The sequence below is a fragment of the Streptomyces sp. NBC_00249 genome (assembly GCF_026342355.1).
Classification (GTDB): Bacteria; Actinomycetota; Actinomycetes; order Streptomycetales; family Streptomycetaceae; genus Streptomyces.
This window is the reverse complement of record NZ_JAPEMV010000001.1, coordinates 280,109-302,933: the sequence shown is the minus strand read 5'-3', so window position 1 is coordinate 302,933 and position 22,825 is coordinate 280,109. Positions and strand designations below refer to the sequence as shown.

General features: G+C 73.3%; 22 protein-coding genes. 13 read left to right on the top strand and 9 right to left on the bottom strand.

Annotated elements, in window-relative coordinates:
* The first annotated feature begins 4 nt into the window (after positions 1 to 4).
* The 3 genes from OOK31_RS01440 (at position 5) to OOK31_RS01430 (ending at position 3,182) form a co-directional block, all read left to right on the top strand.
* Complete coding sequence (locus OOK31_RS01440; protein WP_267010457.1) at positions 5 to 640, top strand: response regulator transcription factor; 636 nt, start codon at positions 5 to 7, stop codon at positions 638 to 640.
* A 113-nt stretch (positions 641 to 753) separates the two neighbouring features.
* Positions 754 to 2,859 (top strand): GAF domain-containing sensor histidine kinase, encoded by a 2,106-nt coding sequence (locus tag OOK31_RS01435; RefSeq protein ID WP_267010456.1) that lies wholly within the window; start codon positions 754 to 756, stop codon positions 2,857 to 2,859.
* 68 nt (positions 2,860 to 2,927) lie between these two features.
* The gene (locus tag OOK31_RS01430; protein WP_267010455.1) at positions 2,928 to 3,182 is read left to right on the top strand and encodes a hypothetical protein; all 255 of its coding nucleotides are present in this window, start codon (positions 2,928 to 2,930) and stop codon (positions 3,180 to 3,182) included.
* A gap of 108 nt (positions 3,183 to 3,290) precedes the next feature.
* Here the strand turns inward: OOK31_RS01430 and OOK31_RS01425 are convergent, their stop codons facing one another.
* Positions 3,291 to 4,079, bottom strand: a complete 789-nt coding sequence (locus tag OOK31_RS01425; RefSeq protein ID WP_267010454.1) for an oxidoreductase — start codon at positions 4,077 to 4,079, stop codon at positions 3,291 to 3,293.
* A gap of 140 nt (positions 4,080 to 4,219) precedes the next feature.
* Positions 4,220 to 4,798: a TetR/AcrR family transcriptional regulator gene (locus OOK31_RS01420; protein ID WP_267010453.1), complete on the bottom strand. Its 579-nt coding sequence runs from the start codon at positions 4,796 to 4,798 to the stop codon at positions 4,220 to 4,222.
* 260 nt (positions 4,799 to 5,058) lie between these two features.
* Between OOK31_RS01420 and OOK31_RS01415 the strand changes: the two genes are divergently transcribed.
* The 6 genes from OOK31_RS01415 to OOK31_RS01390 all read left to right on the top strand — a co-directional run bounded on the left by OOK31_RS01415 (position 5,059) and on the right by OOK31_RS01390 (position 11,919).
* A complete protein-coding gene (locus tag OOK31_RS01415; protein WP_267010452.1) occupies positions 5,059 to 6,498 on the top strand; it encodes a multicopper oxidase family protein in 1,440 nt (479 codons plus the stop codon).
* A 49-nt stretch (positions 6,499 to 6,547) separates the two neighbouring features.
* Positions 6,548 to 7,474: a zinc-binding dehydrogenase gene (locus OOK31_RS01410; RefSeq protein WP_267010451.1), complete on the top strand. Its 927-nt coding sequence runs from the start codon at positions 6,548 to 6,550 to the stop codon at positions 7,472 to 7,474.
* Positions 7,475 to 7,627: 153 nt separating this feature from the next.
* Positions 7,628 to 9,148 (top strand): alpha/beta hydrolase, encoded by a 1,521-nt coding sequence (locus OOK31_RS01405; RefSeq protein ID WP_267010450.1) that lies wholly within the window; start codon positions 7,628 to 7,630, stop codon positions 9,146 to 9,148.
* A gap of 175 nt (positions 9,149 to 9,323) precedes the next feature.
* Complete coding sequence (locus OOK31_RS01400) at positions 9,324 to 10,151, top strand: MBL fold metallo-hydrolase (protein ID WP_267010449.1); 828 nt, start codon at positions 9,324 to 9,326, stop codon at positions 10,149 to 10,151.
* Positions 10,152 to 10,532: 381 nt separating this feature from the next.
* Entirely contained in the window at positions 10,533 to 11,207 is a 675-nt protein-coding gene (locus OOK31_RS01395; protein WP_267010448.1) for an intradiol ring-cleavage dioxygenase, read from the top strand.
* Between the two features lie 52 nt (positions 11,208 to 11,259).
* Positions 11,260 to 11,919, top strand: coding sequence for a DUF2278 family protein (locus OOK31_RS01390; RefSeq protein WP_267010447.1), 660 nt, complete (start codon positions 11,260 to 11,262; stop codon positions 11,917 to 11,919).
* A 3-nt stretch (positions 11,920 to 11,922) separates the two neighbouring features.
* Here the strand turns inward: OOK31_RS01390 and OOK31_RS01385 are convergent, their stop codons facing one another.
* The 3 genes from OOK31_RS01385 to OOK31_RS01375 all read right to left on the bottom strand — a co-directional run bounded on the left by OOK31_RS01385 (position 11,923) and on the right by OOK31_RS01375 (position 15,219).
* Positions 11,923 to 13,182 carry an ATP-grasp domain-containing protein gene (locus OOK31_RS01385; protein ID WP_267010446.1) on the bottom strand — a complete coding sequence of 420 codons (1,260 nt, stop codon included), beginning with the start codon at positions 13,180 to 13,182 and terminating at the stop codon, positions 11,923 to 11,925.
* Positions 13,182 to 14,351 (bottom strand): MFS transporter, encoded by a 1,170-nt coding sequence (locus OOK31_RS01380; RefSeq protein ID WP_267010445.1) that lies wholly within the window; start codon positions 14,349 to 14,351, stop codon positions 13,182 to 13,184. The genes OOK31_RS01385 and OOK31_RS01380 overlap by 1 nt, the downstream gene beginning before the upstream one ends.
* Before the next feature lie 148 nt (positions 14,352 to 14,499).
* Complete coding sequence (locus OOK31_RS01375) at positions 14,500 to 15,219, bottom strand: TauD/TfdA family dioxygenase (protein ID WP_267010444.1); 720 nt, start codon at positions 15,217 to 15,219, stop codon at positions 14,500 to 14,502.
* Between the two features lie 63 nt (positions 15,220 to 15,282).
* On the opposite strand from OOK31_RS01375, the gene OOK31_RS01370 reads away from it, so the two are divergent.
* A complete protein-coding gene (locus OOK31_RS01370) occupies positions 15,283 to 16,431 on the top strand; it encodes an alanine dehydrogenase (RefSeq protein WP_267010443.1) in 1,149 nt (382 codons plus the stop codon).
* 119 nt (positions 16,432 to 16,550) lie between these two features.
* On the opposite strand, the gene OOK31_RS01365 is transcribed toward OOK31_RS01370, so the two are convergent.
* Positions 16,551 to 16,985: a CBS domain-containing protein gene (locus OOK31_RS01365; RefSeq protein ID WP_267010442.1), complete on the bottom strand. Its 435-nt coding sequence runs from the start codon at positions 16,983 to 16,985 to the stop codon at positions 16,551 to 16,553.
* Between the two features lie 159 nt (positions 16,986 to 17,144).
* On the opposite strand from OOK31_RS01365, the gene OOK31_RS01360 reads away from it, so the two are divergent.
* From OOK31_RS01360 to OOK31_RS01350, 3 genes are all read left to right on the top strand, one after another.
* Positions 17,145 to 17,729, top strand: coding sequence for a TetR/AcrR family transcriptional regulator (locus tag OOK31_RS01360; protein WP_267010441.1), 585 nt, complete (start codon positions 17,145 to 17,147; stop codon positions 17,727 to 17,729).
* Positions 17,730 to 17,815: 86 nt separating this feature from the next.
* Positions 17,816 to 19,222, top strand: coding sequence for an MFS transporter (locus OOK31_RS01355; RefSeq protein ID WP_267010440.1), 1,407 nt, complete (start codon positions 17,816 to 17,818; stop codon positions 19,220 to 19,222).
* Between the two features lie 42 nt (positions 19,223 to 19,264).
* A complete protein-coding gene (locus tag OOK31_RS01350; protein WP_267010439.1) occupies positions 19,265 to 20,023 on the top strand; it encodes an SDR family NAD(P)-dependent oxidoreductase in 759 nt (252 codons plus the stop codon).
* A gap of 60 nt (positions 20,024 to 20,083) precedes the next feature.
* On the opposite strand, the gene OOK31_RS01345 is transcribed toward OOK31_RS01350, so the two are convergent.
* The 3 genes from OOK31_RS01345 to OOK31_RS01335 all read right to left on the bottom strand — a co-directional run bounded on the left by OOK31_RS01345 (position 20,084) and on the right by OOK31_RS01335 (position 22,822).
* Positions 20,084 to 21,631, bottom strand: a complete 1,548-nt coding sequence (locus tag OOK31_RS01345) for an alpha/beta hydrolase (RefSeq protein WP_267010438.1) — start codon at positions 21,629 to 21,631, stop codon at positions 20,084 to 20,086.
* A 146-nt stretch (positions 21,632 to 21,777) separates the two neighbouring features.
* Positions 21,778 to 22,320 (bottom strand): FABP family protein, encoded by a 543-nt coding sequence (locus tag OOK31_RS01340; protein ID WP_267010437.1) that lies wholly within the window; start codon positions 22,318 to 22,320, stop codon positions 21,778 to 21,780.
* 40 nt (positions 22,321 to 22,360) lie between these two features.
* Positions 22,361 to 22,822 carry a DUF6463 family protein gene (locus OOK31_RS01335; protein ID WP_267010436.1) on the bottom strand — a complete coding sequence of 154 codons (462 nt, stop codon included), beginning with the start codon at positions 22,820 to 22,822 and terminating at the stop codon, positions 22,361 to 22,363.
* Positions 22,823 to 22,825 lie beyond the last annotated feature (3 nt).

Genomic DNA, 22,825 nt, shown 5'->3' with positions numbered 1-22,825 from the left:
TGTCTTGATCGTCGATGACCATCCGCTCTTCCGTGAGGGCCTGAAGGCCGCCCTGGAGAGCACGCGCGGCGCGATCGTCGTCGGCGAGGCCGAGACCGGCGGCGCGGTGCCCGACGCGGTGGCCGAGCACCGCCCGGACGTGGTCGTGATGGACCTCTCCCTGCCCGACGTCTCCGGCATCGAGGCCACCCGCCGGCTCGCCGACACCCACCCGGGACTGCCCGTCCTCATGCTCACCATGTCCGACGACGACGGCAGCCTGCTGGCCGCACTCCAGGCGGGCGCCCGCGGCTACGTCGTCAAGGGCGCCGGATCCGAGGAGGTGCTGCACGCGCTGCGCACCGTGGCCGCCGGCGGCGCCGTCATCGGATCGGACATCGCCGCCCGGCTCTCCGCCCTGCTGTCCGGCGGCCACCGGCGCGACGCCGAACAGCTCTTCCCCGCCCTGACCTCCCGCGAGGTCGAGGTACTGGAACTCATCGCCAAGGGCCACGACAACCGGCGCATCGCCCGGGAACTCGTCCTGTCGGAGAAGACGGTCCGCAACCACGTCACCCACGTCTTCGAGAAGCTCCAGGTCACCTCCCGCGCCGAGGCGGTCGCCCGGGCCCGCGACGTGGGCCTGGGCGAGGACGCCTGACCCGGTCACCCGGTCAGGACCCCCGCCTCAGGCGTCCGGGACCCCGGGCGGGCGAAGCTGGAAGCGACGGCAGCGGGCGGCTCGACCCGAAAGAGACGGCCGAGGAGGCCGATATGCGCCCACCGCCCCGGACCACCGCGAACCCGCCCCGCTCGGGGCCGGAGATGCTGCCCGCCTACGCCGTCTGCGTCCTGACCATGGCGGCCGCCATCGTCTGGGCCGTCGTTACCCTCACCCACCTCGGCCACCCGGCCCTGCGCGCCGTCAGCCTCCACCTCGCCGCCGACCACGTCCTCGTCGGCCTCGGCATCGCCCTCACCGGCATGGTCTTCGCCGCCCGCCGCACCGCGCGCGTGCTGGGCGGCCTCATGCTGTGCGCCGGGTGCGCGCTGACGCTCGCCCAGACCGTCCCGCTGATCGCCGTCGTCGCGGACGCCGGCCCGCGCGTCTTCACGGCCGTCGTCGTCCTGTCGATGATCGGCTTCACCCTCATCAACGTCATCATCTACCCCCTGCCGCTGTGGCTCCCCAGCGGCCGTTTCCCCCGGGGCTGGGGTCCGCCGTACGCGGCGTTCACCGCCGTGTGGGCCGCGCTCCAGCAGTACTACGACTTCACCCGCCCCGGCTACCTCTACTACGGGCTCCCCACCCCCTTCACCGGCCCGTTCTGGGAGGGCGTGGACCGGCTGCTGATGCCGTGGATGGACGTCGCCGTCGTCTGGGTCCCCCCGGCCCTCGTCAGCGCCGGCCTGCTCATCATGCTGGTCCGCTGGCCCCGCACGCCCAAGTCCGAACGCCCGTACGCGGTCCTGGCCGTGCCGTACGTCGTCTTCCTCGTGGTGATCTGCGTCAACCAGTACGCCCACGTGCCCGAGGGCGTCGGCGTGGTCATGGTCTTCCTCGCCGCCGCGGCCTGGCCGGCCACCGTCGGCTACGTCCACGTCCGCGAACGCACCTGGGCCCTGGACCGCGCGGGCCGGCGCATCCTCACCGCCTTCGTCCTCACCTTCGCGTTCTTCATGGCCTACGCGGGCGGCGCCTTCGTCCTCTCCTACTTCGCCCCCGGATCCCTGACCCCCGAGGCCGCGCTGATGGCCGTCCTCACCCTGATCATCGGCGCCCTCCTGCGGCCCACCGCCCGCCGCGCCGGCCGGATGGTCGACCGCTACTACTACGGCGAACGCGCCCAGCCCTACCAGGCCGTACGCAAACTCGCCGACCGGCTCAGCCACGCCCTCGACCCCGGCGACATGCCCCGCCTGGTGTGCGACACCGTCGTGCACACCCTGCGGCTGCCGGGCGCCCGCCTCGTCATCCACACCCGGCACGGCAGCCGCGAACTGGCCCGACTGGGCAGCCCCGGCAGCGCCGACGAGGCCTTCCCGCTCGTCCACCGGGACCACGACATCGGCCACCTCTACGTCCCCGCGCGCGAGGGCGAACTCGCCCTCGACCAGCAGGACCGCGAGGCCGTACGCGTCCTCGCCGACCACAGCGCGCCCGCCATCGCCTCGCTCCAGCTCTACGAGGACCTCCAGACGAGCCGCGAACAGATCGTCCTGGCCCGCGAGGAGGAACGCCGCAGGCTGCGCCACGACCTGCACGACGGCCTCGGCCCGGCCCTGTCGGGGCTGCGCCTCCAGGTCGACGCGGCCCGCGCGGCCGTACCGCCCGGCACCCGCGCCACCGCCTCCCTCTCCACCGTCTCCGAGGGCATCGGCCGCGCCATCGACGAACTGCGCCGCATCACGGGCGGCCTGGCCCCGGCCGCCCTGGACGGCGCCGACCTGCCCCGCGCCCTGCGCCAGCTCGCCGAACACCTGGGCCGCACCCTGCGGATCACCGTGAGCCTGGCCCCGGAGCCCTTCCCCGGACTGCCCGCCGCCGTGGAGGTCGCGCTCTACCGGATCGCCGCGGAGGCCCTGAACAACGTGGTCCGCCACGCCCGCGCCGACCACGCCCACGCCACCGTGGTGCTCACCCCCGAGGCGGTGACCGTGGAGATCCGCGACGACGGAAGCGGCGTCCCCGAGGGCGGCCCCGGCGACGGCGGGGTGGGCCTGCGCTCCATGGCCGAGCGCGCCGAGGAGCTCGGCGGCACCTTCTCCCTGGTCAGCACCGAGGCCGGGACCCTCGTACGGGCCGTGCTCCCACGCACGGCCGGGACCGGAGCGGGACCCGCGGACCATGCGCCCGGGACCCGGGGCTTCGTACGTTGATGGTCCGAGATCCGCACGGGTCCCGGGGAACCAGCAAGAAGGAACAGGAAGAAAACGAGGAACCCCTCATGAACGCGAAGATCCTCCGCATCGCTCCGGTGGCCGGTCTGGTCACCCTCGGCGTCCTGCTGGCCGGTCCGGCCGCGACGGCGGCCCCGCAGCACGAGGTCACCGCCGTGTCGGCCGAGCAGCACCGGGCGACGGGCAAGAAGGGCCCCTACTCCTCCAAGTCGTCGTGCGAGTCGGCCGGGAAGAAGGGCCACTACCGCAGCTACCACTGTGAGTACGAGCAGCACAAGTGGTGGCTGTACTACACCTCCTGACGGCACCTCCCCCCTGGAGGCCAGCCACCTTCCGCCGGGCCCGGGACTTCTGTCCCGGGCCCGGCCCCTTCGTGTGCCGGAAGGCTCGCCAGGCCCTTCAGCGGCCCGTCAGAGGGCCTTCAGGGAACCGCCGTCGATGACGTGGTCCGCGCCGGTGATGTTCCCGGCGACCTCGTCGGACAGCAGGAACGTGATGAGCGCGGCCACCTCGTGCGGCTCGGTGATCCGGCCGGTGGTGACGCCGAAGGCCTGCGGGATCGCCTTGAAGAAGGTGTCGTGGTCGACGCCGGCGGCCGCCGCGACCTTGCCGCCGTAGCCCTCGGGGTCGTCCCAGATCGCCGTACGGACCACCCCGGGCGAGACGGTGTTGACGCGCAGCCCCAGCGGGCCGAACTCCTCGGCCAGGGACTTGCCGACGGCGGTGAGCGCCGCCTTGGCCGCGCTGTACGCCACCGGTCCGGCCGCGGGCAGGCGGGAGTTGATGGAGGAGACGTTGACGATCGCACCCCGGCGCTCGATCAGGCTGGGCAGGAGGGCGCGGGTGACGCGGACCGCGCTGTACAGGTTGACGTCCAGGTAGCCCGCCCACACGGCGTCGTCGGTGTCGAGGAAGCCGGCCGGGCCGGTCTCCGTGTCGCCGCCGCCGACGTTGTTCACGAGCAGGTCGATCCCGCCGAGCGCGGCGTGCGCGGCCTCGGCGAGGGCCGCGACCCCGGCCGGGGTGCTGAGGTCGGCGGAGACGGCGACGGCCCCGGACCCGGCGAGTTCGGGCGTCACGGTGCGTGCGGCGCCGACGACGCGGACCCCCTCGTCGAGCAGGGCCCGTACGGTCGCGAGGCCGATGCCGCGGCTGGCGCCGGTGACGACGGCGGTCTTGGAGTTCAGTCCGAGCTTCATGGTTCCCCAATTCTTGAACTGCAGGTACAAAACGAGGGTGTGCGCAGCCGCCCCGGGTGCGGCGAAGAGCACGGCCCGGGGTCGGGTCAGGTCGGAAAGGTCAGGTCGGAAAGGTCGGGCCGGATCGGGCGAGGCCGGGATCAGAGCGAGTCGACCGTGGCGTCGATCACCCGGGAGAGTCGCTCGGGCCCCTCGGCGACGCGTGCCAGCAGGCGCAGGCCCACCAGGGTCCCCAGCAGCATGCTGGCGAGTGCGGCCGCGTCGCGCCCGGGTGCGATCTCCCCGGCGCGCTGGCCCTCCTCGATCAGCGCCCGGAAGGCCTCCTCGGTCCGGTCGAGCATGCGCCGGACCAGGTCCGCCGCGACGGCGTCGGTCCCCGCCAGCTCGGCGGCGGTGTTGATCGCCAGGCAGCCGCGCCGGTCCGGGTCCGCGAGGTCCATCTCGGCGAGCATCAGGAGCATGCCGCGCACCCGTTCCTTCACGGGCCCGCCCGCATCGATCAGCTCCACCAGGGCGAGCGCCTGGGTGTCGCGGTAGCGGCACAGGGCCCGCTCGAACAGGGCGTGCTTGCTGCCGAAGGTGTTGTAGAGACTGCCCTTGCCGATGCCGAGGGCGTCGACGAGGTCCTGCGGGGTCGTGGCGGCGTATCCCTGACGCCAGAACACCTGCATCGCCTGCTCGACGGCGACGTCCGGATCGAACTGCTTCGGCCTTCCCATGACCATGATCAAACACCATTCTTGACCCGTAGGTCAAGTACTTCCTCCCGGCGGCCGGTGGATGGCGGCCGCCGGCCGGGCCGCCGCCCCGCCGACGTGCTCCTCGAATGCGCCGCGAGTGCCGCACCACCGCACCCGCGCACACTCTCTGCGTCCACCACCGCGTACCCACGCGCGAAACCCGCCGGCGCGTGAGGCGCCGGGCCGGCACCACCCACGGGGGAACAGTGATCACTCGACGGACCGCACTCAGGGCAGGCGTGGCCACCGCCAGCGTCATCGGTACGGGCGGCATGCTCCTGCCCGTCGTCAACGCAGCCGCCGACCAGCCCCGCACCGCCGCGGCCGACCTCGACCCGGCCGGCATAGCCAAGTTCACGCAGAAGATGCCGCTGGCGCCGGTGCTCCAGCCCTACCTCACCACGAGCACCACCAGCTACTACAACATGACCCTCAAGGACGCGACGAAGGAGATCGTGCCGGGCCTCACCACCCCGCTGCGCACCTTCAACGGCTCCTTCCCCGGCCCCGTCATCAAGGCCGAGTCGGGCCGCAGGGTCGTCGTCAAGCAGACGAACACCCTCGCCAACCCCACCTCGATCCACCTCCACGGCGGCCACGTCCCTCAGGACAGCGACGGCTCCCCGATGGACCTCATCGCCGCGGGCGGCGGCACCAAGACGTACACCTACCCCAACACCCAGCCGCACGCGAACCTCTGGTTCCACGACCACGCCCACCACCTGGAGTCGGAGAACGTCTTCCGCGGCCTGACCGCCACCTACCTCCTCACCGACGACACCGAACGCCGCCTCGGCCTGCCGTCGGGCGCCTACGACGTCCCCGTCGCGCTGCGCGACGCCCGCTTCGCCCAGAACGGCGAACTCGTCTACGAGATGGGCGACTTCCAGCACCGCAACGTGATCCTCGCCAACGGCAAGGCCTGGCCGTTCTTCGAGGTCGCGGCCCGCAAGTACCGCTTCCGCCTCTACAACACGGCCAACATGCGGTTCTTCGACCTCCGCCTCTCCGACGGCTCCGAGCTCGTGCAGATCGGTACCGACGGCGGCCTGCTCGCCGCCCCGCACCACACGAACGCGGTCTCCATCACCCCCGGCGAACGGGCCGACGTCGTCATCGACTTCTCCCGGTTCCCCGTCGGTACCACCGTCGAACTCGTCAACAAGGCGTTCGCCCCCGGCGAGCCCGAGGACCTCATCGGCCGCGTCCTGCAGTTCCGCGTCAACCGCACCGCGGCCGACGACAGCGTCGTCCCCGCCGCCCTGCGCACCCTGCCGCCCCTCGCGGTGCCCACCGTCAACCGCACCATCGAGCTGCGGATGGACGAGACCGGCGCCCCGAGCGACATGGCGTACATCGACGGCAAGACGTACGACATGGACCGCATCGACACCGAGATCGCCTACGGCGCCACCGAGGTCTGGACCGTCAAGAACGTCAACCAGTTCGTCCCCCACAACTTCCACATGCACCTGGTGCAGTTCAGGGTCCTCGAACGCAACGGGCAGCCCGTCACCGCCGGAGCCGAGACCGGCCTCAAGGACACCGTCGCCCTCATGCCCGGCGAGACGGTCAAGCTCCAGGCCACCTTCACCGGCTACCGGGGCACCTACGTCTACCACTGCCACATGTTCGACCACGGCGCGATGGGCATGATGGCGAACATGCGCATCTCCTGACACACCGTCACGGAAGCACCGGGCCCGCCCCGCCGAGAAAGGCACACAGATGCAAGCCCTCGTCTTCGACCCCCAGGCCCCCATGCGGCTGAGCCTGGCCGACGCACCGGACCCCAAGCCGCGCCCCGGCCAGGCCCTCGTCGAAGTCTCCGCCGTCTCCTTCAACTTCGGGGAGATCGCCTACCGCTCCGACCGCACCCGGCCCGGCTACGTCTCCGGCTGGGACGCCGCGGGCGTCGTGGTCCGCCCCGCCGACGACGGCTCGGGCCCGCCCGCCGGAACCCGCGTCGTCACCTTCGGCTGGGGCGGGGCCTGGGCCCGGCTGCGCGCCGTGGACACCGCCGAACTGGCCGTCGTACCCGACGCGGTGGACCTCGGCACGGCCAGCGCGCTCCCCGTGGCCGGGGTCACCGCCCTGCAGGCCGTCCGCCGCCTGGGCTCGGTCCTCGGCCGCCGGGTCCTGGTGACCGGCGCCTCGGGCGGGGTGGGCCGGTTCGCCGTCCAGCTGGCCGCCCTCGCCGGGGCGCACGTCGTCGCCTCCGCCGGCAGCGCCGCCCGCGCGGAAGGGCTGCGCGAGCTGGGCGCCGCCGAGATCGTCGGGAGCCCGGCCGAACTGACCGCGCCGGTCTACGGGGTACTGGACAACGTGGGCGGAGTCCAACTCGCCGACGCCTTCTACCGGCTGGAGCACGACGGAGTCGTCCAGGCCATCGGGAAGGCCTCCGGGGAGGCGACCGTCATCGACTTCGAGCAGTCCCGGGTCAACAGCGCGCGGGGCCGGCTGGAGAACTTCAACCTGGGCACCCCGCTCGGCAAGGACCTCGGCTTCCTCCTCACCCTGCTGGAATCCGGCCGCCTCGACGCCCAGGTCGGCTGGCGCGGCCCCTGGACCCGCGCCGCCGAGGCCGCCGAAGGGCTCGTCGCCCGCCGGATCCTGGGCAAGGCCGTCCTGGACACCACCCCGGCGGCCGCCTGAACCGCCGGGGGCGGGCGGTGACCGCTCCACCGCCCGTCCCCGGCACAGCCGTTCCCCGCAGGTCTGCCCGAGCCGGACAGGGGGGATATCCCCACCCAGGGTCGACCGGGCTGCCGGATGGGGCCCCGGCGCTGCTTCAACGAGGCTTGCGCCATGACCACTTACCGCAGCAAGGCCCTCCTGATCGCCCTCTGCGCCGCCACCGCGGCCGCGGGCCTCACCGCCACCGTCCCCGCTCTCGCGGACGGCCCCGCCGACACGATCGGCGCGCAGCGCCCCGCCCTGAGCTGGCACCCCTGCGCCAAGCCCGGCGGCCCGGCCACCCAGGAATGCGCCGAACTGCCCGTCCCCCTCGACTACGACGCCCCCGACGGCCCCCAGGTGAGCGTCGCCGTCTCCCGGATCCGCAGCGACCGGCCCGAGGCCCGCCGCGGCACCCTCGTCGTCCTGCCCGGCGGCCCCGGCGGCTCCGGCGTCCAGCGCCTGACGCAGAAGGGCGCCGCCCTCCAGAAGCAGCTGGCCGGCGCCTACGACCTCGTCTCCTTCGACCCCCGCGGCGTCGGCGGCAGCACCACCGCCCACTGCGACCTCGCCCCCGGCGACCGCTACCTCACCAGCCTGCGCGCCTGGCCGGCCCCGGACGGCGACATCTCCGAGAACGTCGCCCGCTCCCAGCGCATCGCCGAGGCCTGCGCCAAGAACGGCGGCCCCGTCCTGCGCAGCTTCACCACCGCCAACCAGGTCCGCGACATGGACCGGCTCCGCGAAACCCTCGGCGAGCGCAAGCTCTCCGCCTGGGGAGTCTCGTACGGCACCTACGTGGGCGCCGTCTACGCGCAGAAGTTCCCCGAGCGCACCGACCGCTGGGTCCTCGACAGCAGCGGCGACCCCGACCCGCAGCGCGTCGCCCGGGGCTGGCTCGCGAACATGTCGCAGGGCGCCGACGACCGCCTCCCCGACTTCGCCGCCTGGGCCGCCCACCCCGACCGCGAGAAGGACGGCCTCCGCTTCGCGCAGCGCCCCGAGGACGTCGCGCCGCGGCTCCAGGCCCTCGCCGCCTCCCTGGACCGCACCCCGAGGCCCTCCACCACCCCCGGCGTGCCCCTCACCGGCAACGGACTGCGCCAGGCCCTGCAGAACACCCTCTACAGCGACGCCGGCTTCCCCGCCTTCGCCAAACTCCTCGCCTCCCTCCAGGACCCGGCGAACACCCCCGCCCTCCCGCCGGAGCTGGCCCAGCCGCTGCGCGACGAGGACGCCGCCCAGATGGTCGCGGTGATCTGCAACGACGTGACGTGGCCGCGCGAGACCACCGCCTCCTTCCAGCGCGCCGTCGACGAGGACCGGGCCCGGCACCCCTTCACCGCCGGCATGCCGGTGAACGTGCAGCCCTGCTCCTACTGGAAGAGCACCCCCGACGAGCAGCCCACCAAGATCACCGCGAACGGCCCCTCCAACGTCCTCATGGTCCAGAGCCGCCGCGACCCCTCCACCCCCCACTCCAAGGGCCTGAAGATGCGCGAGGCCCTCGGCGACCGCGCCGTCCTCGTCACCGTCGAGCAGGGCGGCCACGGCCTCTACCTCGGCAACGGCAACGCCTGCGGGGACCGCACCGTCACCCAGTTCCTCACCACCGGAAAGCGCCCCGCCCGCGACGTGACCTGCGCGAACTGAGCGCGCGGCCCTCAGGCCCTGTCGGCCTAGGCCGCCCGCCGGACCCCAGCGGGCGGGCCGCCGGCCCCCGGCCGGACCCCGCGCCCCGCCGCCCCCTCCCGCGCGCGGGCCCGGGCGGACGGCGCCACGATGGAGGAAGAGCCGCCCGTCCCCCCGCAGGGCTGTGGAGATGATCATGAACACGCACCAGGCCGGGCCCGACACCACCGTCCTCGCCGACTGCCTGGAAGTGCCCGGCATCGGATTCATCCCCGTCAACGCCTTCGTCCTGCACGCCGAGCAGCCCGTCGTCGTCGACACCGGCCTCGGACTGCCCGACCGGGACTTCCTGAACACCCTCGGATCGGTGATCGACCCGGCCGACGTGCGCTGGATCTGGCTGACCCACCCCGACCGCGACCACACCGGCGGCCTCTTCGCCCTCCTCGAAGCCGCCCCCGGAGCCCGCCTCGTCACCACCTTCATGGGTGCCGGGATCATGTCCTGCGAACGGCCCGTGCCCATGGACCGGGTCCACCTCGTCAACCCCGGCCAGAGCCTGGACGTCGGAGACCGCACCCTGCACGCCTTCCGGCCGCCGCTGTTCGACAACCCGGCCACCGTCGGCTTCTACGACGACCGCTCCCGCACCTGCTTCAGCTCCGACTGCTTCGGCGGCCCCCTGCCCACCGCCGAGACCGCCACGGGCGCCGGCGTCGCCGACCTCGACGCGGAGGAGCTGCGCGGAGCCCAGCGGCTCTGGGCCAGCGTGGACAGCCCCTGGGTCCAGCTCGTCGACCCCGACCGCTTCCTCGCCACCGTCGAACCGCTGCGCACCATGGACCCCGAGACCATCCTGTGCACCCACCTGCCCCCCGCCACCGGCCTGACCGGACGGTTCATCGACACCCTCGGCACCATCCCGGGCCTCAGCCCCTTCGTGGGCCCCGACCAGGCGGCCCTGGAACAGCTCCTCGCGGGCTTCGAGCCGGGCCCCGGCGCCACCGCGGGGGGCGGCCGCTGAGCCCCGTGGGGCCTGCCGGGATCGCCGTCGCGGCCGACGGCCGCCCCGCCACCGACCCGGCGTCTGCGGACACTACGGCGACTACACGCACAGCAAGGCCGACGCGGGCACCGTCAAGTGGGGCAAGGAGGTCACCGCCCTGCGGGACTCCGTCGCGTCCGGGCTCAAGGAGGAGCGCGAGTCCCTCGACAACCCCGCCGACGTGGGGCAGGTCTCCATCGCGGCGCGGTCGTACCTCCCCTTACTCCTTCGAGGGGACCAAATGCACGGGCTGAGTCCTAGGTCGTGTCGGTCGTGGCGGCCGACGCCGCCCTGGGGCACGGTGGGCGCGATGGGCGGCCGTCCGCGTGCGCCGGCCCCGGAACACCCCGAGGGGTTCGCATGGCCGACCACGACACCTCCCGAGCCAGCCGTCGTACGGTCCTGCTGGCCGCCGCGCTGACCGCCTCGGCCGCCTCCTGCGCCGCCCCCGACGGACAGCGCTCCACGGCCGCGCCCCCGCCCGCCTGCGTGCTCACCGCGGAGGCGGGGGAGGGGCCGTACTACCTCGACCTGGACAAGGTCCGCTCCGACATCACCGAGGGCCGCGAAGGGGTACCGCTGCGGCTCGACCTCACCCTGGTCCGGGTGTCGGCGGGCTGCCGGCCGCTCGCGGACGCCGCCGTCGACGTCTGGCACGCCGACGCCGCGGGCGACTACTCCACCGGCGGCGCCACCTTCCTGCGCGGCACCCAGGTGACCGACACGGCCGGCCGGTGCGTGTTCCGTACGGTCGTCCCCGGCTGGTACGCGGGCCTGGCACCGCACATCCACTTCAAGGTCCGCCCCGGCTCCGGGGCCGGGACGACCTCGCAGTTCTTCTTCCCCGAGGACCTCCTGCGCCAGGTCTACGCCCGCCGCCCCTACTCCCGCCGCCCCGCCCCCGCGCACCCCAACGAGCGCGACAGCCGCTACCGGGCCACCGGCGCCGCCATGACCCTGGCCCTCCGTCCCGAAGCGGGCGGAGCGGGCGGAGCCGGCGGCTACCGGGCCGCCTACACGGTGGGAATCGCCTGAGCCCCGGCGCGCGTCCCACCCCCGGCGCGGAGCCGGTGGTTGACTGCCCGGCATGCCGCTCGACGCCTACGGGGTGCTGTCAGGAACGCTGCACAGCCACTTCCGCGACCAGCCCGACACCCAGGGCCACTGGTTCCACGTCAACCTGGAGGTGGACGCGCCCGCCGGCCGCTACCGGTGCGCCGTCGACGTGGACAGCAAGCAGTCCACCACCGGGGTCCAGTGGAAGGTCCTCACCCTGGCCGCCTCCGTCCTCGACCCGGTGCCCTCCCTGGCCCCGGGCTTCCACGAACTCGACATGAGCTCCGGATCCGGCGCCCTGGACTACCTGCGCCACCCGGCCCTCGCGCACCGGCCCGGCTGCCTCTTCTTCAGGCGCCCGCCCGCCTGGCTGCAGGCACTCCTGGACCGGGTGAACCCGCCCCACCCCTGGATCTCGGGCTCCAACCTGGACGCCGCGCAGGCCCTCGAACCCATCCTCGTGCCCGGCCGCCCGATCCTGGTGTTCGGCGAGCCCTTCGACCACGGGCTCGGCGTCCACAACATCCACCAGAACCAGGGCGACCCGTACGGCAGCCAGTGGTGGCCCGACAACGGCACCTGGCAGGACGGCGCCACCCTCACCCGCCGTCCCGACGGCCGCTACGACGTCTTCCTGAACAAGTTCTCCAGCCAGGCCGACCAGACCGACGAGGCCGGCCACCCCGCCTAGTACCTAGGCGGTCTCTTCCGGTTCGACCTCGTAGAGGCCGGGGCCGTCCAGGAAGCGGATGGTGCCGGCGCCGCGCAGGACCGCTTCCTCCGTCTCGTGCACCAGGAGCGCGGAACCGGCGTACGTCATGTCGTCGACGGTGCGCGAGATCCGCTCACCCGGCCGCAGGTAGAGCTGGAGGTCGTGGAAGCCCTCCAGGCCCCGGATCGCGTCCAGGCCGCGGTACCCCCGCAGCACCCCTTCGACGGGCGAGACCAGCGCGACGTGACCGACGTGCCGCGCCAGCCGGTAGTCCTCGTCGGCCAGCCGGTGGAAGCCCTCGGGGTCGAGGAACGCCCGCACCGTCCAGTCGAGCTGGGACTCGCCGATGGCCAGCTGTGCGTGCTGGGGCAGCCTGCCGCCGGACAGGCGCGCGCCGACCTCGACGAGCCTCGGCCCGTCGTTGGTCACCTTCACCTCCAGGTGCGCCGGACCGTGCTGGATGCCGAGCGCGTCGAGCACCTGCTCCGCGTACGCGGCCAGCTGGTCCTGCACCTCACCGCGGCGGGCCATCAGGTAGATGCCGTCGAGGAGGTCCGACACGCCGTTGACGGCGAGCCGCGTGGTCCGCCAGATCTCACAGACCCGGTGGTGGCCGTCCCGGCTCACCGTGTTGACCATGTACTCGGTGCCGCTGAGGTACTCCTGAGCCACCACCCCGGCGTTGCGCTCGGAGAACACGTTGATGCTCCCGGCCGTCTTCCGGTACGCGGCCACGGACTCCTCGGGCGTGTCGCAGAAGAAGACGTGGTCGTTGCCCGAGCTCCGCAGCGGCTTCACGACGACGCGGCCGCCCAGGGCGCGGTGCCACTGCGCCAGCTCCTCCTCGCCGGTGACCTGGAGCTGACGGGCCCCGGGAACACCGGCCCGCTTGATCGTCTCGATCATCACGTACTTGTCGCGCCGGGCCTCGCTCAGCTCCACGCCGTTGCCGGCGAGGCCGAGCGCCGAGCTGAGCGCGTCGGTGAGGGGGACGCCGAGCTCCCCACCGGCCACGACGGCCACCGGGGCGTATGCGGCGAGACGCTCGACGGTGGTGGCGAGGTCCTCGTGGACGATGGTGTCCACGTAGCCGTCCGGCGTGTACGACGCCCGGTAGACGGCGGGCACCTCCGCGGTGCTCTGCACCCTGATCAGCGCCGCCCCGGCCTGCCGGAACTCTTCGGCGAGCCGCAGGGCCGGTATGTAGGGATCGACGAGGACGACGTGGGGCACGGCGGACATCAGCGGTTCTCTTTCTCACGGTGGGCGGAAGTGTCGGACGGGGCGGCGGGTACGGCCCGTGCGCGCGGGCGCATCGCGGGCCAGGCCGCCAGGGAGACGAGCAGGACGCAGGCACCGACCGCGGCGAAGCCCCAGGAGGCGTCCCCGTGGTCCAGGGCCGTGCCGACGAGCGGCCCGCCGAGCGCGGCGCCGACGGCCGTCGCGGTGGAGTACAGGCTCAGCGCCGAGGCCCGGGCCCCGCTCACGGCGAAGGTGCTGGCGGCGGTCGCGGTGGAGGCGTAGGCCGGTGCGTTCAGCAGGGCGGCGGGCAGCAGTGCCACGGCCAGCCAGGGCACACCGCCCACGAGGCCGACGGGGATCGTCACGGCTCCCAGGGCGGCGACGGTCAACGCCGCCGGAGGGCGCCGCGACAGGCTCCCGTAGAGGAGACCGCCGACGATCGAGCACAGGCCGACACCGACCAGGACGGGGCTGAGCCACGCCGTCTGGTCGTGCGCGCGCAGGACCCCGACGATCCCCAGCTCCGCGCCGGAGGAGAACATCCCGGCGGCGAGCGCGCACGCGCAGGTCGCGACCAGTGGCCGGTTGAGCCACTGGCGCAGCGGGGGCAGCGGGGCGTCCGACGGCCGGTCCTCGGCGCGGGATCGCGGACGGGGGTTGCGGACGATCACGGCCAGGCAGCCGAGGACCAGCAGCAGCCCGACCGTCCGGACGGCGAGGGTGGTCGAGGCCTGGGTCGCCAGTACGACGGCGAGCGACGGGCCGGTCAGGTACGAGACGGTGGTGAGCGTGGAGTCCACGGCGAAGGCCGTGTGACGGTCCTCCTCGGGTACCAGGCCGGTGATGGCCAGGCGGGAGATCGTCGATCCCTGGACGATGAGCAGCCCCGACAGCGGGGCGGCCACGAGCAGGGCGGCGTACGGCAGTTGCGCCACCAGTGCCCAGAACAGGGCCTGGGTCACGGTGGCGACGACCAGCACCGGGCGCAGTCCGTGCCGGTCGATGCGGCGTCCCTGGAACGGGGAGCCCACGGCGGCGCCGGCGGTCCACAGGGCGATGACCGACCCGGCCTGTGCGTAGCCGAGTTGCTGCGTGGCCGTCAGGTGCAGGGTGAGGACCAGCGGGACGGCCACCAGCGGGATCTTGACCAGCGAGCCGAGCAGGAGCATCGAGGGCAGTCCGGGAGTGCTCAGTACCCGGCGGTAGGCGTGCAGTGTCGTGCCCTTCGTGTCGCGAGTGCCGTTCGGCGGGGGGTGGAGGGGGGAGGGGGCGCGGCGCGGCGCACCGCGGCCGGGGCCGCGGTGCGCGGCCGCCGCGTCAGTCGGCGATCCAGTAGCGGGTGAGGCGGCGCCGGGTGTCGGTGAAGGCCGAACGCGAGTGGAACATCCGGTGGTTGTCCCAGATCAGCATCGCGTCCTCGGGGATGAGGACCGACACCTTGTTGTCCTGGAAGAAGTCCAGCGCCTGCTGGGCGAGCGCCACGCCCTCGGCGCCCAGCGGCGGTTCGTGGGGGCCGGCCTGTTCGTCGAGGTCCTCGGAGTAGCCGCCGGTCCGCAGGAGGGTGCAGCTCAGGCGGTTGATCGTGCCGTGTTCCGTCCGCTCGACCAGGGGCTTCCAGAGCCCCTTGACGTCCGCGTCCTCCACGTAGGAGGGCCAGTACAGCTCGCTCTCGTGCACCAGGTGACGGTCCTGGTCGCTCAGCCCCGCGACGAAGGCGTGCGCGTCGGCGAGCATGGTCTGGCCGCCGCCGCAGGTCGCCTGGACGCGGCAGTGCAGGGCCAGATAGCGGGGCGGCGGGTTCTGCCCCGGCGCTTCGGTGTGCGGCCGCAGCGTGTGGGCGCTGCGGGTGTCACGGACCTTCTCGAAGCCGGGGTGGGCCATGATGTCGTAGGTCAACTCGCCGGTGCTCTGCGGGACCAGGGTGCCCAGGGTTCCCGCCAGCGCGGCAGCCTCCTGCGGATTCAGCGGACCCTGCGTTAACGCGTACCCCTGCACCGTGAGATCGCGGACGATCTCGGAGCTTGTGTGATTCACCATTGCCACCAGAAGTTAACTAGGAGGATTTGACGGTTAGTTAAACATATACACAGACTTGTCAACATGAATCAGCTCAGCATCGGTGTCCTCGCTTCCACCCACAAGAAGCACGAGAAGCGCGCCCCCCTGCACCCCGCCCACTTACCGCTCATCGATGCCTCGATCCGCAGTCGAATGTTCCTCGAGTCCGGCTATGGCAGCCGGTTCGGATTCTCGGACGAACAGCTCGCCCCCCAGGTCGCCGGCCTGCTGCCGCGCGACGAGCTGATACGCCGCTCCGACCTCGTCATGATGTTCAAGGCCACCCCCCGCGACATGGCCGAGCTGCGGGACGGTCAGATCCTGTGGGGGGCGCCGCACTTCGCCCAGAACATGGAGACGACGCAGCTGGCCATCGACCGCAAGCTGACCGTGATCTCCAAGGAGGCCATGCGCGACCGGCCCGAAGGCAGTGACACGGACCGCTTCGTGTTCCACCGCGTCAGCGAGATCGCCGGCTACTGCTCGGTCCAGCACGCCCTGCAGTGCCTCGGGCGGACCGGGGCGTGGGGGAGGCCCCTGGAGAAGGCGGTCGTCCTCGGGTTCGGGTCCACGGGGCAGGGCGCCGCGCGCGCCCTCCAGGCCCACGGCGTGCGCGAACTGAGCGTCGTCACCCAGCGTCCGAGCTCCGCCGTCACCCCGCCCGACGACTCCGCCCGGATGGCTCAACTCCACTACGACCAGGCCGATCCGGCCGCGAGCACCGTGACCGTGCAGGGCGGTGGCACGGCCAAGCTGGCCGAGTTCCTCGCCGAGCACGACATCGTCGTCAACTGCGTGATGCAGGACATCGACGCGCCGCAGGTCTACCTCACCGAGGACGACCTGCCCCGGTTCCCCTCCGGTGCGCTCGTCGTCGACGTCTCCTGCGACGTGGCCATGGGCTTCGGCTGGGCCCGCCCCACCTCGTTCGACGAGCCTCTCGTCACCGTCGGGGACCACGTCCGCTACTACGCGGTCGACCACAGCCCGTCCCTGCTGTGGGACTCCGCCACCTGGGAGCTGAGCAGCGCCGCCCTGCGCTACCTGCCGATCGTCGCCGACCCGCAGGCCTGGGACGCCGACGAGACCGTCCGGCGGGCCCTGGAGGTGCGCGACGGCGTCGTCCAGAACCCCAGCATCCTCGCCTATCAGGGCCGTTCACCGCAGTACCCGCACGCCACCGTGGAGTGACCGCGGAGTGACCGCGGCTCGAGTCCGACTCGAGACCGGCTCGAGCCGGACTCGAAAAGTGCGGACGACGACCGGGAGGGAACGGCCGAGGCCGTTCCCTCCCGGTCTCGAGCGCGGCCCTAGTTGGCGGCGTAGACGCGGACGGCGAACTCGGCGATGTCCTCGTCGGAGAGGTTCTTCGCGAGGTTCGCCTCGGTGATCATGCCGACGAGGCGGTGCCCGCCCGCCACGTCGATGACCGGCAGCCGCTTGATCTGGTGGACCTCCATGGTGTCCACGGCCTCCTGGGCGCTGCTCTCGGAGTCCACCCAGTGCAGGACCCCGCCCAGCTCGCCGGCCCGCACCTGGGCGGGGTCCTTGCCCTCGGCGCAGCACTTGACGACGATGTCGCGGTCGGTGATCAGCCCCTGGAGGCGCTCGTCGTTCCCGCAGATGGGCAGGCAGCCGACGTTCAGGTCGCGCATCATCCGCGACGCGTCCAGCAGGGTCTGGTCCTGCCGGACGCACTGCACATCCCCGGTCATGATGTCCCGGGCCCGCAGGTTCCTGTTCACGGTTCCTCCTCGGCTCTCGGTCTTCCTCCGGCTTCCCCCCTACCGAGGACAGCACGGATGGGGCGGCGCGGCGCGTCGAGGGGGCCCGCCCGATCCGGTCCCGGAAAGCCGTCCCCGCATTGTTGACCGTTCGTTCCAAATGGCTCTAAGATCATCTCCATGGCCAGGACCAAGGAATTCGATCCGGACGCCGTGCTGCAGTCGGCTCTCGAGCTGTTCTGGCGGCGCGGCTACGAGGCGACGTCGGTGGCGGACCTCGTCGAGCACCTCGGCATCGGCCGGGCGAGCATCTACGCCACCTTCGGCAGCAAGCACGAGCTGTACCTCAAGGCTCTGGACCGGTACGCCGAGTCCGTCGACCCGCGGCTCGTCGCGGAGCTGTCCCAGCCAGGGCCGGCCCTGCCGGCGGTACGGGCGCTGGTGCGCCGCTTCGCCGCCGAGGCGGGCTCCGCCGAGGACCGGCGCAGCGGCTGCTTCGTCACCAACACCGCCGCCGAGCTGGGGCCCCACGACCCGGTGGCGGCCCGCCGGGTCGAGTCGAGCTGGGACCGGCTGGAAGCCCTGCTGCACTCGTCCCTCGTACGGGCCCAGGCCCAGGGCGAGCTGCCGCCGGAGCGGGACCCGCGCGGGCTGGCCCGGATGCTGCTGGTCCTGCTGCAAGGGGTGCGGGTCGTCGGCAAGGCCTCGGACGACCCGGCCCGCGTCAGGGGCGCCGCCGAACAGGCGCTGGCCCTGCTGGACTGACCACTTCCTGACCGGGGGAGCCCTCACGGCTCCCTTGCGCATGCCCGCATACTGAACCGTTCATTCAAATATAAGGGGGAGGGGAGATGGGGAGGGGCACGACCGCCACCGAAACCACCGCCCACGACACCGCTGTCGACGACACCACCGTCGACAGCACCACTGCCCACGGCACCACCAGGACCGGCCCGGCCTTCGCGCTGCTCGGCGCCGTCCAGATCACCCTGATCTTCACGCTCGCCGCCACCACCGTCCCGCTGCCCCGGATCGCCCGTGAGTTCACCCTCCAGCGGTCCGACCTGATCCTGCTCAGCGCCGCATACGGACTGAGCTTCGCCGGACTGCTGCTCCTGGGCGGCCGCCTCGCCGACCGGTACGGCGGCCGCCGCGCCCTCACCGTGGGCCTGGCCGTCTTCTGCGCCGCGTCGCTCGCGGCGCCGCTCGCCCCCGGCGCGGACGCGCTGCTCGCCGCACGCTTCGCACAGGGCGCCGGAGCGGCCCTCGTCGCCCCCGCGGCCATGGCGGTCCTGCGCGCCCTCTTCCCCGCCCCCGCCGCGTACGGCAGGGCGATGGCCACCTGGGGCGGGCTCTCGGTCCTCGGCGCCACCGCGGGCAACCTGCTCTCCGGGGTCGTCTCCGCCCTGCTGAACTGGCGCTGGGCCCTGGCCGTACCCCCGGCCGTGGCGCTGGCCGCGCTCGCCCTCGCGCCCCGGCTGCTGCCGCGCACCCCGCCGGGCCGGGGCCGGAGCCTGGACCTGCCCGGGGCCCTGCTCGCCACCGCCGGCATCACCCTCGTCAGCTACGGCCTCGTCGTCACCGACGCCCACCCCTGGACCTCGGCGGCCGTCCTCGTCCCCCTGACCACCGGGGCCGTCCTGCTCGCCGCGTTCCTCCACGCCGAGCGCCGGGCCCGCGATCCGCTGCTGCCGCCCGGCTTCCTGCGCGACCGCCGCAGGGCCGGCGCCCTCGCGGCCATCGCCCTGACCGCCTGCGGGACCGCGAGCACCTTCGTCCTGCTCTCGCTCGACTTCCAGCAGGTCCGCGACTGGTCACCGCTGCGGACGTCCGCCGCCTTCGTGCCCTACGCCGTCGTCCTCATCGCCGCCGGCCGTGCGGCGCGCCCGCTGACCGCCCGCTTCGGGGCCCGGGCCGTCACCGCCGGCGGGCTCGCCACGGCCGGGGCCGGGCTCGCGCTCCTCGCGCTGACCGGTCCGGGCACGGACACCCCGTACGCCCTGGGCCTGCTGCCCGGCCTCCTCCTGCTGGCGGCGGGCGGCGCGGCCTCCTTCGCCGGAGGCGCCGTCCTCGCGACCGAAGGGGTCCCGCCCGAGCACACGGGCCTCGCGGGCGGCGTCCTGAACACGGCCATGGAATGCGGCCCGACCGTCCTGTTCGCCCTCCTCCTCACCCTCGGCAGCGACCGCGCGTCGCTCGCCGCGACGGCGGCCGCGTTCGCCGCCGTCGCCCTCCTGCACCACCGCCGTACCAAGTAGCCGAACAGCCCGACAGCCCACCCACTCAAGGGAGTCATCGAAATGAACCGCTTCACCGGCAAGTCCGTCCTGGTCACCGGCGCGGGATCCGGCCTCGGCCGGGCCATCGCCCTCGCCTTCGCCGCCGAAGGCGCCTCGGTGGTCGCCGCCGGACGTACCGCCGCCTCGCTGGAGGAGACCGTACGCCTCGTGGAGGCGGCCGGCGGCACCGCGGCCGCCGTCACCGCCGACGTCACCGACTCCGACCGGCTCCGCGAGCTCGTCCAGGAGACCGTCACCCGCTTCGGCGGCCTCGACATCGCCGTCAACAACGCCGGGATACTCCGCGGCACGGTCCCCTCCGCCGAGATCCTCGAAGAGGACTGGGACGAGGTGATCCGGACCAACGTCACCGGCGTCTGGCTGGCCATGAAGCACGAGATCGCCCACATGAAGGAGAACGGCGGCGGCGCCGTCGTCAACATCTCCTCCAACCTGGGCGCCCACAGCCGGATCCCGAACGCCTCGGCGTACATCACCTCCAAGGCCGCGGTGTCCGCGCTGACCCGAGCCGCCGCCCTCGACCACATCCGGGACGGCGTCCGCATCAACGCCGTCAGCCCGGGAGCCGCCGCCGCCCCCATGTCGCTGCGGGCCGGTGAGACCGAGGCCGACCGGGCCGAGCGGGTCAAGACGGAGAACCCCCTCGGCCGGGTCGCGGAGGCCGAGGAGGTGGCGGCCGCCGTGCTGTACCTGGCCTCCGCCGCGGCCGGGTCCGTCGTCGGCACCGACCTGGTCGTCGACAGCGGCTCCTCCGCCTGATCCGACCCCCGCACGCCGCCGCGCCCGGGCCCCGCGAAGGGGTCCGGGCGCGGCGGGGGTTCAGCTCCGCGCCGCGGCCCCCGGCAGCGGCTTGCCCGCGCAGGCGGCGTCCCGCTCGGGCAGCCGCCCGTCGAGCAGGAAGCCCTCGACGTACGCGTCCACGCAGGAGTTGCCCGCCTGGTAGACGCCGTGGTCACCGCCGCCCACCGTGATCAGACGGGATCCCTCGAACCTGCGGTGCGCCCGCAGCGCCCCTTCGTAGTGGGTCGCCGGGTCGTGCAGGGAGTTCAGCATCAGCGTCGGCGGCAGCCCCCGCCCGGTGACCTCGACGCGCGGCGCCCCGGAGCGCGGCCAGGCGGCGCAGACCGACGCGAAGGTCAGCTCCCGCGCCCCGGCCATCGGGTGGGTACGGGTGTCCGCCTCGCTCCTGCGCACCCAGTAGCCGGTGCCGCGCGTCCACGGGGTGTCCGAGCACACGACGGTGAAGAAGTCGGCGGCGAACTCCGCCGTCAGCGGGTGCCGCAGGTTGCGGGCGACGGCCTCCCGGGTGGCGGGCGGCGCGGCCTGCGGGTCCCGCAGCAGGGCGAGCAGCCCCGCCAGGTCCGGGAACCGGTCACCGCGGTAGATGATCGAGGTCGCGGCCGCGTCGAGGTGGTTGGCGGTGATCACCGTCCCTTCCAGGTCCAGCGGCCGTTCCCGCAGGACGCCGCGCAGCCGCTCGTAACCGGCCTTGGCCTCCTGGGGGGTGGCCCCCTGGTGGTAGGTGGCGTCGTTCGCCGCCAGCCACGGCAGGAAGTCCTCCTCGAAGCGGCGCTGGAAGCTCAGCGGCTGCCCCGTGAGAAAGTCCTGCCAGCTGCCGGTGAAGTCGACGTTGCTGTCGAGGACCACCCGCTCGACGCGGGCCGGGAACTCGGTGGCGTAGTACGCGCCGAGGAAGGTGGCGTAGGAGGGGCCGTAGTAGGAGACCTTGGGGGCGCCGAGCAGCGACCGGTACAGGTCCATGTCGTGCACGGCCTGGTCGGTCGTGACGAAGGGCAGCAGCCCGCCCGAGTTCCGTCGGCAGTCGGCCACGAACTCCCGCGTGCGCCGCAGGGTTTCGCGGACCGCCTCCGCCGAGCGGTCGCGCAGGTCGCCGCTGGAGAAGAGGGCGTCGACCTTGTCCTGGTCCGAGCACACCACGCGAGTGCTCTCGCCGACGCCGCGCTGGTCGAAGCCGACGATGTCGTAGGCGGCCGCCAGCTTCGGCGCGTACGCCGCCAGCCTCGCCGGCCGCTCCAGGCCGGAGGCGCCCGGCCCGCCGGCGGCCGTCATCAGGACACCGCGCCGGGCGGCGGGGTCCGTGGCCCGGTGCCGCGACACCCGCACGGTCAGGTCCGGGCCGTCCCCGGGGTGGTACCAGTCCCGGGGGACGGCCATCGAGGCGCACTCCAGCGAACCGGAGGCGCAGGGCTGCCAGTCGAGCAGCTGCTGCGCGTACCGGGCGGGCGTGGGCGGGGTGCCGGGCGCGGGCGCGGCGCCCGCCGGGGACGCGGGCAGGGCCGTCAGGGCGAGGGCCGCGCACGCGGCGGTGGCGGCGGCCCACCGGGCGGGTGTGCTGAAGAGGCGCATATGAGGGTGTTCTCCCCGTCGGAGCGGATCGGTGCGGACCTGTCGATCGGTCACCACCACCCTCGCCGGGGGAGCGGGCACCCCGCGATCCCCCTGTCACCCGTGTCGGGGGTGGTGCTGATGCCACCCCCGTCGCGCCGCCCCGGTCAGGAGGAGCGTCGCCGCAGACGCGTCGTCAGGTGGTGCTGGAGGGGCTGGCCCACCGCCGCCATGTCGTGCAGCACCGTCAGCCGGTCGCCGTCGAGGCTGTAGCGGCGGCGGGTGCCGGTGACTTCCTTGGCGAGCGGGGTCAGCGCCACGTCCTTGGTCTCGATCTCGATCTCCGGGCCGGAGACGGTGCCGACGTAGGTCTCGACGATCCCGGTCGGGTGGGCGAGCACGACCTCCAGGGTGCCGTCGGGCGTGGCCCGCCACCATCCGGCCTCGCGCCCGGCCGGGCGCACCGGTGCTCCGGATTCGTCGACGATCCAGGCGCGTGCCTCGTAGCGCAGGAAGGGGCGGCCGTCGTGGCTGAAGGTGATCTCCTGCTCGTAGCGGAAGTCCCGCTCCAGCGTCGGGTACTCGCCCTCGCCCCGGCCGTGCCAGCGCCCCAGCAGGGGCAGCACCGGCGCCAGCAGCGGGTGAGGGTCGGGGCCCTCGCCCGGGGTGTGGGTGTCGGGGTAGGGATTGTCCTGCGCGGGCTCGAACATGGTGACCTTGTCTTTTCCGGGTACCTGGGCGGCGTGCAGCCTAGCGCGGGGCCGTCGGCGTACCGGAGCGGCCGTACCGGGCGGCGAGGAGCAGGCCGACCGGGACGATGCCGAGGGGGAAGCCCGAGGGCTCCAGGACCGCGGCGCAGAGCAGCACCCACGCCCCGAGGGTCCAGGGCACGTACCCGGGGACCTCCTGGCCGGTGCGGGCCATGCGGACGAGCAGCAGCCCGAGCAGGACCAGCGGTACGGCGAAGCTGCCGGGCAGGGCCCAGAAGGCGCTGAGCGAGGGGGAGTTGGCGGGGTCGTCGATGGCGGCCCGGCTCCGCAGGGCGCCGCCCGCCCAGTCGTCCCACCGGGACCAGGATTTGACGGTGAAGTAGACGAGGTGCAGGAGGCCGATGGCGACGGTGGTGCGGCCCGCCCAGACGGTCAGGGAGCGGGATCGGGAGCGGTCCGGATCGGCGGAGGTGGTTACGAGACTTCTCGTTCCGATACTCATAGT